The sequence below is a fragment of the Wandonia sp. genome (genome assembly GCF_984588085.1).
Genome location: NZ_CFIGVI010000048.1, coordinates 14,142 through 21,838, shown reverse-complemented (window position 1 = coordinate 21,838; position 7,697 = coordinate 14,142). Strand labels below are relative to the sequence as shown.

Here is a 7,697-nt window from a genome sequence, read left to right as displayed (position 1 = left end):
CACCAATTTGAAAAAATGAGCGAAATAGAAAATAAGAACCTATATCCAGACGAAGAAACGCCTGTATTGAAACACTACTCTGAATTTGATAGTGTTTACATTGGACTTTTGCCGTTTTTCAAACTTGACAAAGAACATTGTGATACTAATAGTTCTAAAAAAGTAATCTCAATTGAAGAAGCTAGAGAAAAGAACAAAATTTTTGAAAAAATTGGTAATCACTCAAATGTGACAGTTTATTCTACCAATGAATGCTATCCAACCGATGAAGAAATATCCCAAAATGGAAGGAAAGTAACTTGGGAAGAAGTAATTCTAAACACAAATCTGAATGACATTAAAGAGCTTAATAAAGCTTTAATGACTTCAATTGGAGCTTTTAAAAAGGAATTACAACGAGAAGACTTATTGGATATTTTAAATCAATATTCGGACAAGAACAATATTTGGCATCCGTCAGAAGGTGCGTTTGACTTTTTCACTATATCGACAATTTTTGAAATTCTAAAATCAATTGGAATTACTAAAGTTAATGTAGAAGACGAGTTTTATGAAAACAAAAAAGAAATTGACCTGAATGACTTAACACAAAATGATTTCTGCGAAAAAATTTACTTTAAGGATTATTACATTTATGACAATAATAAATCAATACTCTTTGCCATCAGTTGGGACTATTTCTTCTTTTTTGTTGCAATAAATGAAAGAGTGTTTTCAAAAGAATCAATTGAAACTAAATTTGAAGGATTTTGGGCAGATGAAAAAAGCAGTCATTTATGGACTTGGGAAGAAGGAGAAATTGACCAACTTCTGAACTCTGAAAATGAAAAAAAACTGGTGGCAACAACGTATAAAAATAATGGCGGAGTTTCTGCCAAAGCAAAGAACAGTAATAAAAACAAACTTTGGTCTAAACTGAAAAGTTTGTGGTCTTAAAACCGCCACTATTCTTATACAAATCCGTTAGCGGTAATTTCAACCTAACAAACTTCAAAATAACATAATATGAAATTTTTCTTGTCATTTTTTTTTTTTCTTCCTTTAATTCTATTTGGGCAAAACGACATTCAAGAAATCATAAACAAAGAATACGAAAAGGGACATTTTAACGGAACTGTTTTATACTTTGACGGAAAACAAACTCAAAAAATTAACAAAGGTTATTCTAATATCCAATTTGATGTAAAAATTGATGAGAAAACTCGATTTCCGATAGCATCAATAACAAAACTTTTCACATCTATCAGTATCTTACAACTTCAGGAAAAAGGATTGGTTGAATTCAACGACAACATTGGAAAATTCATTCCTAACCTTCCTGAAAACTGTCAAGACATTAAAATCAGAGATTTACTAGCTCATCATTCTCAATTAGAAAACGAACCCATCAAAGCCGTTCTAAACAAATATTCAATTGATGACTACATAAAAGAATTTGTGAAAAAATCGGAGAACGACACGTTGAAATTCAATTACAACAATGTAGATTTTGTTTTGCTTTCAAAAATTATTGAAACAGTTACAAACAAAACATTTTCACAATCAATTGAAGATTTTATCATCAAACCTCTGAAATTGGAAAACACAGGATTTGTTAGTGAAAATGACGTTATAAAGAATTTGGCTTACGGTTATCATAATTATTCGTTCGGAGAAGGAGATAAAAACGAACCCCTTTTTAATGATAGAAGATTTATCTCAAACTATTACGGAGCAGGAGCAATTTATTCGACAACCGAAGATTTACACACACTTTTACTTGCAATAAAGGATAACAAACTAATTTCCGAAAAATCAAAACTTCAATTTCTTTTAAAACCTCAAGCCAATGAATATATAGATTGGCTTTCCGGAAAACCTACTTTTGGATTTTATTACGATGAAAAGCTAAATATTTACAGAAGAAGCGGAAATATTGACGGTTTTAACTCTGAAATTATCACAAACAAAAATTTCGACAAAATCTTAATCATTCTTTGTAACACGGACACAGCAGACTTACAAAATTTAGCGAATAAAATATACTTCAAAAAATAAAAACTACCGCTAACAATGTATAAAAATAATAGCGGTATAATTGCTAAAACCAAAGTAAGTAAATCTAAAAAAAGGTCTTTAATTAACCGAAAAGTTAGTGTACTAAATCCGCTACTATTCTTATACTAGACCGTTGTGGGTAATGGTAAGAGAAAGATGGCAAAAACAAAAACACGTTTATTCTAAACACTTCTCAACAAAATTCAAAAAAGGAACGAGTTTTGATGACCTAAACCTCAAATTACGGTGAAAAACATATTGACATTTATGCTAAAAACAGTTTGTATAACTTCTCTGATGATATTTTTATTCTCAACCAATGTAATTGCACAACCCGGCAATTTTTATAATTATTCAAGCGGTACAGATAGTATTTTCTCGAAAAATCAATTAATTGTCAGAAATGCTTCCAAGGACACTTTGGAAATTTCAAAATTGAAAACCGGCAAAAAACACGGAAAACAAACGTTGTTCTATAACAATGGAGAAGTACAAAGAATATCAAATTTTAAAAATGGATTACTCAACGGCAAAGTAGAATATTATTCGCAAGGAAAAAAAGACCCGTTTCGGATTGAGCATTTCAAGGCATTTCCAAAAGAAGAAACAGCTCGTTTACACGGAGTGTATAAAAGTTTTGACTCTAAAGGAAACCTTGCCGAATTAACGAATTATAAAAATGGCTCGAAAAACGGCAAATACGAATTGTACCACAACAACGGAAAGTTAAAGGAAAAAGGCACTTATGAAGATAATCTGAATATCGGCAACAAACGCTATTATTCGGCTGACGGAACCTTGTTGAGAGATGAAAACTACATCATTATCGACAATCTGGAATACCAAAAACATACACAACAAGTCTCAAACGAAGATAATTCTAAAAAAGAAATCAGACACGTTCCCAAAAAACTTTCACTACTGCACGGTAAAGCAACCTATTACCATTCCAACGGGAAAATTTCTGCCGAAAATAATTTTAAGAACGGCAAAAAAGACGGCTTATGTAAGGAATATCACCAAGATAAAAACAACACATTAAAATCGGAAGTGGTTTTTAAAGACGGATTGGAACACGGTGCTTATGTGCATTACCGCTCAAACGGAAATATAGAAAGAAAAGGGATTTTTTACCGCGAGATTGCGGTTGGTGATACCATTCTTAAAAATGTGTATGATGGCACTATCGAAGTTTATCAAGACAACGGCAAAAAACATCGCATAGAAAACTGGAAAAACTTTAAAAAGAATGGCATTCAGGAAAGCTATTCATACAAAACGGGCGAATTATCCGAACGTTCACGATTTACCGATAACCTGAAAAACGGTTTGGAAGAACGTTTTGACAAAGAGGGCAACAAAACCTACGAAGTACTTTATGAAATCGTAGAAAAAGACGGGCAAAAAGTATCGCAAAAAACAGGAACGGAAACCTATTGGGAAAAGAACACCATCAAAACCACCGTTGAATGGAAAGAGGGAATGCAAAATGGAGTAACAAAATCGTACTACGCAAATGGGCAGTTGGAAAAAATAATGCATTTTAAAGACGGAAAGCTGCACGGTTCTTACCAAACATTTTATGAAAACGGACAACTGAAAGAAGATTATAATAAGCAACATTGGTTAGGAACAGGAAATTCCGAGAACGTGGGTTGGAATACTGTTTATGACGAGTCCGGAAATATCAAACGAAAATTTTATGCCGACGAAAAAGGCAAAAGCATCATCGGGCACAATTTCGAAAACGGAAAACGAAAAGAAATGGGTGTCAACAACATTTTCAAATTGAACTTTTCCGAAACGCATCAATTAAATGCCGTACACTGGTTAAATTGGGTTGGGTCATCATTGGGCTACGATTTATTCAGCAACCAACAAGTCCGGAGAGTACAGTTTTCATTGAACAATCTTCCGGCTTTAACGGCAAATTTTGCTTCAAACGGTGATGTGGTTCAAGTTGTGGACGCAACAGGAAAACGTATTGAAGACCGAAAAGCTATTGAAACCGCACAAAAAATCGCTCAACAATACAACACAAAATGGAAAGATGAAAATTTGGCTTCCGATGCTTTTCCCGATGGAAAATACCAATGGAAATACGCTGATGGTTCTTTGTTTTTCGAGATGGAATTTAAAGATGATTTAGCTCAAGGAAAATGGATGTTGCACAACCCGATCGTTAAAGACACACTTTTTTATGGCGAGTTCAACAAAGGCTTTCCTGTTGGAAAATTAGTCAGAAAAAAAATAGACGGAACGCTTGAATTACGTCAAGAATACTTTCCTAATCACCAATTGAAAGAAAGTTACAGGTATGATAATGACGGAATGATAAGCAACATTACACAAAACGACAGCCTTGGAAACCGTACTTTTTCCGAAGAATATTATGCAGGTGGAATATTGAAAAACAGAAATTTCCATACTTCAAGTAGTCACATACATTTTTCGATGAAAGGAGATACCTTATCGTATCGTTTGTTGGCACCGAGTAAAGATTCCATCATCATCAGGCGACAGTTTTTTGATGACAACAAGCTGAAATCTGACCGTCAGCACAACTTGACCACAGGTGGCGGCTATGTAAAAACCTATTTTGAAAATGGAAAAATCCAGACTTCGCACGAATTGCACGATGACAAACCACACGGAGTTTATCAAAAATTTGATGAAAACGGTAAGTTGCTGACCACAGGTCATTTTAAAGACGGAAAACGCCACGGACAATGGATAAATTACAACGAAAACGGACAAGAAGAAATTTCGTATTTCAAAGACGGTGAAATTTCTATTGAAGCCATTACCGAAAATGAAAATGATGAAAACAGTTGTAGATGCTACGACACTTCCTTGCCAAGTGGAAAAATAGGTTTTGCCCAATCCTTAAACTATTTTGCCGATTACCAATCTATAAAGCCTTATATCCCCAAAAGCATTTTCCCGATAGACGACTGGCACTACGACAAAATATTCTACGTCAACCTTATTACCAATAACGATAGAAGGAGTGGTTCTACACGTTTTAAACTCTTGCTGTTCAATGATTTTTCTTTTCATTACCCGACAAAAAACCATTTAAAATTCAACTTGAACCCTTGCAAAACAGAAGGCTATATCGGGAACATAGCTGCCAATGTGAGTTACGATTTTGAAAACAAAGAAGTGATGTATTCCCAATTAAGCACCAAAAGAATTTCGGTAAGCTTGGAAAACAATCCATTGGTTAACGCAAAAGACTACAGCATTTTTACCGCTTATTTCGATACCGATTATATGAATTTTAATGCCGAAGGAATAGAATCTATCCGGTTTTCTAAAGAAAAAAACGAATGTTATCCACCGGGAATTATCAACGATTTTATGGAAATCCAAATTGAAACGGCACAGTTGGACATTCAACCTAACAACAGATTATCTTATGTTGGTGTTCCGCTTTTGGCGAATGAAACCAAACAGTTTTACGGTTTAGAAATCAATGCTGCAAACATTAATTTTATGATTGACTCTGTAAAAGTTGAAGCCTCTTGCGACAAAATACTTACCGGAAAAAATTACGTAGCAGGAAGAATATTTGTGGGTGGCAATCTAAAAAACGAAGATGAATTTACATTTGGCGATGGAACGACTTCCGTGAGCATAAAAAACCTTCAAAAAACCCTGGAACAAAATGGTTTTTACCGGGTAAAAACAGAAGTTATCGAGCATCGACTAATCATTGAATTTTATGCAGAAAAATAATCTAAAGGAAGCGTTTTACTTACTTTTTGTGATGTGTTTTTTCCAAATATCCGGAAATGCACAGATTATTGATGTTTTTCAAAACAAGGAATATGATTTTTCTACCTATGTGTTAGAAGGCAATTCGGATAAAGAATACGTTCCGTCTAAATTTGAAATTTATCAGGACAAGAACAAAGAAGAAAACAAGCAATGGCAAAACATAGAAAATCAATTAAAAACGATTGCTCTGCAACAAATTGAGAATGAAGTGGCATTTTTTCAATTGCATACCAAAGCTGTAAACTACCTAAAACAGTTAGATGAGCTAAAAAGGATTGTAGACCCGTATCACGAAAGTTCCAATATCAGTCCTGATTTCACGAATATTGAAATTAGCCTAGTAAGTGTGGTGAACAATCAGGGTACTTATTATATTCAATATAATTTTGATGATGTTTACGTAAAGGATTATTATTTGGCAGATTATCAAAGCAATAAAATAATAGCGATAAACAAAACACCTTATTCAAATCAGCAGAAAATATTAAGAGAACTGACACTTAACAGGCTTACAGCAATTTATCTTATCCAAACCAAAAAATTAGATTTAGACAATGTAGAAAGAATAAGGGCGACCCAATCGGGTGAAGAAAGTTTGTCCGATTTTTCCAACCGCATTGATTATTCCGAAGCTTTGGTGTATCCATATTTTTCAGGTATAATGGTAGAGTTTCCTGCCAATTCAAAATCTTCAAGTATTTATGACAACAAAGCTTTCAGAACTTTACTGAAAGGAAATGAATTGCACCAATTGCTTGAAGTTTACCCTGAATTTAAACCCATTTTTCGCCAACCTTTAAAAAAATCTTCAGAAACAATAATTAAGCACTTAGATGATGATGACAATTTTGATTTGTCAAGGTTTAGCAGAGCTCCGAAAGAACTACAGCTTTGGAAAACTTTAAATCTTTCTGACACCAATCCAAATATTTTCTCTCTTACCATCAACAATTATCAGCAAAGTGATACCGTAAAAAGATTTATTGGTTCAAAAAAATACTTTTTCAATAAAAACGGAAAAGTAACAAGAGCAGAAGAACGCAATGACAGAAATAATTTGGCACGAGAAGAAAAATACAACTACAATGAGAAGAACCAATTAATGGATGTTCGGTTATCAGGTTATGGAAACAAACTAAAACTCAATAATTATGAAAACAACCTTTTGAGCTATACCGAAAATATTGAGATAAATGATTATAAAACCGCTTGGGGCAAGGAACTGGTTGACTTGGATATTTCGCAACAACATTTTGCTTACAACAACAACCATCGTTACGCTTTAGCATTTAATGTGGTTGGAGATTTTGACCGAAACAGAACCATACAAAACAGATATATTTCAAGCAACGAATATTGTACAGACCACTTTTGTTTGCTTACCAATGATAGCGGACAGGTTGTTGCCGTAAAGAAAAAAACTGGGTCGCCCATAGATATATTAATGAACGAAAAAAATCAACCGATAGAAAGCTATTTAGACAACGACAGGTACCGGTACTACTTCACTTATGATGATAGCGATAGGATTAAAACATTCTCTTCTATTTCCGACAGTAAAAACACAAGTTTTGTCGAATATCAATACCATAAGAATATCGAAAAACCATTAACCATAACAGAAACCAAAATAGCTCATTCCACTACTATAATAATTCAGGAATATGAAATAGCGTTTTGGGAAGATTGAAAAAGAACCGCTACCCACAACAGCACCTACAAGCAAGTGGGGGTTAGTGCTTCTATGAAAGCGAAGAACTTAATCAAAGTTTTATACTTTTAATGAAGTTCAGTGGTAAAAATTCCTGCCTGCGTGTAGCTGCGAACTTGCTTACGTTACCAGGATTTGGTATATATGATTAAAATAAACCCCGAAA

The 7,697-nt window shown here is 33.8% G+C and carries 4 protein-coding genes; all 4 read left to right on the top strand.

Annotation, left to right across the window (positions count from 1 at the left end):
• On the top strand, positions 1-936 hold a 936-nt coding region (locus AC4PL9_RS13350), incomplete at its 5' end, for a DUF2711 family protein (protein ID WP_491605245.1).
• Between the two features lie 69 nt (positions 937-1,005).
• On the top strand, positions 1,006-2,037 hold the full coding sequence (locus tag AC4PL9_RS13345) for a serine hydrolase domain-containing protein (RefSeq protein WP_491605244.1): 1,032 nt from the start codon (positions 1,006-1,008) through the stop codon (positions 2,035-2,037).
• A 297-nt stretch (positions 2,038-2,334) separates the two neighbouring features.
• The gene (locus tag AC4PL9_RS13340) at positions 2,335-5,778 is read left to right on the top strand and encodes a toxin-antitoxin system YwqK family antitoxin (protein ID WP_491605243.1); all 3,444 of its coding nucleotides are present in this window, start codon (positions 2,335-2,337) and stop codon (positions 5,776-5,778) included.
• Positions 5,765-7,510, top strand: coding sequence for a hypothetical protein (locus AC4PL9_RS13335; protein ID WP_491605242.1), 1,746 nt, complete (start codon positions 5,765-5,767; stop codon positions 7,508-7,510). Before AC4PL9_RS13340 ends, AC4PL9_RS13335 begins: the two co-directional genes overlap by 14 nt.
• Positions 7,511-7,697 lie beyond the last annotated feature (187 nt).

What these genes read in the sequence shown, in the direction of transcription:
- AC4PL9_RS13345 (WP_491605244.1), top strand. Translation starts at nt 1,006, where the DNA reads ATGAAATTTTTCTTGTCATTTTTTTTTTTTCTTCCTTTAATTCTATTT.
- AC4PL9_RS13340 (WP_491605243.1), top strand. Translation starts at nt 2,335, where the DNA reads ATGATATTTTTATTCTCAACCAATGTAATTGCACAACCCGGCAATTTT.
- AC4PL9_RS13335 (WP_491605242.1), top strand. Translation starts at nt 5,765, where the DNA reads ATGCAGAAAAATAATCTAAAGGAAGCGTTTTACTTACTTTTTGTGATG.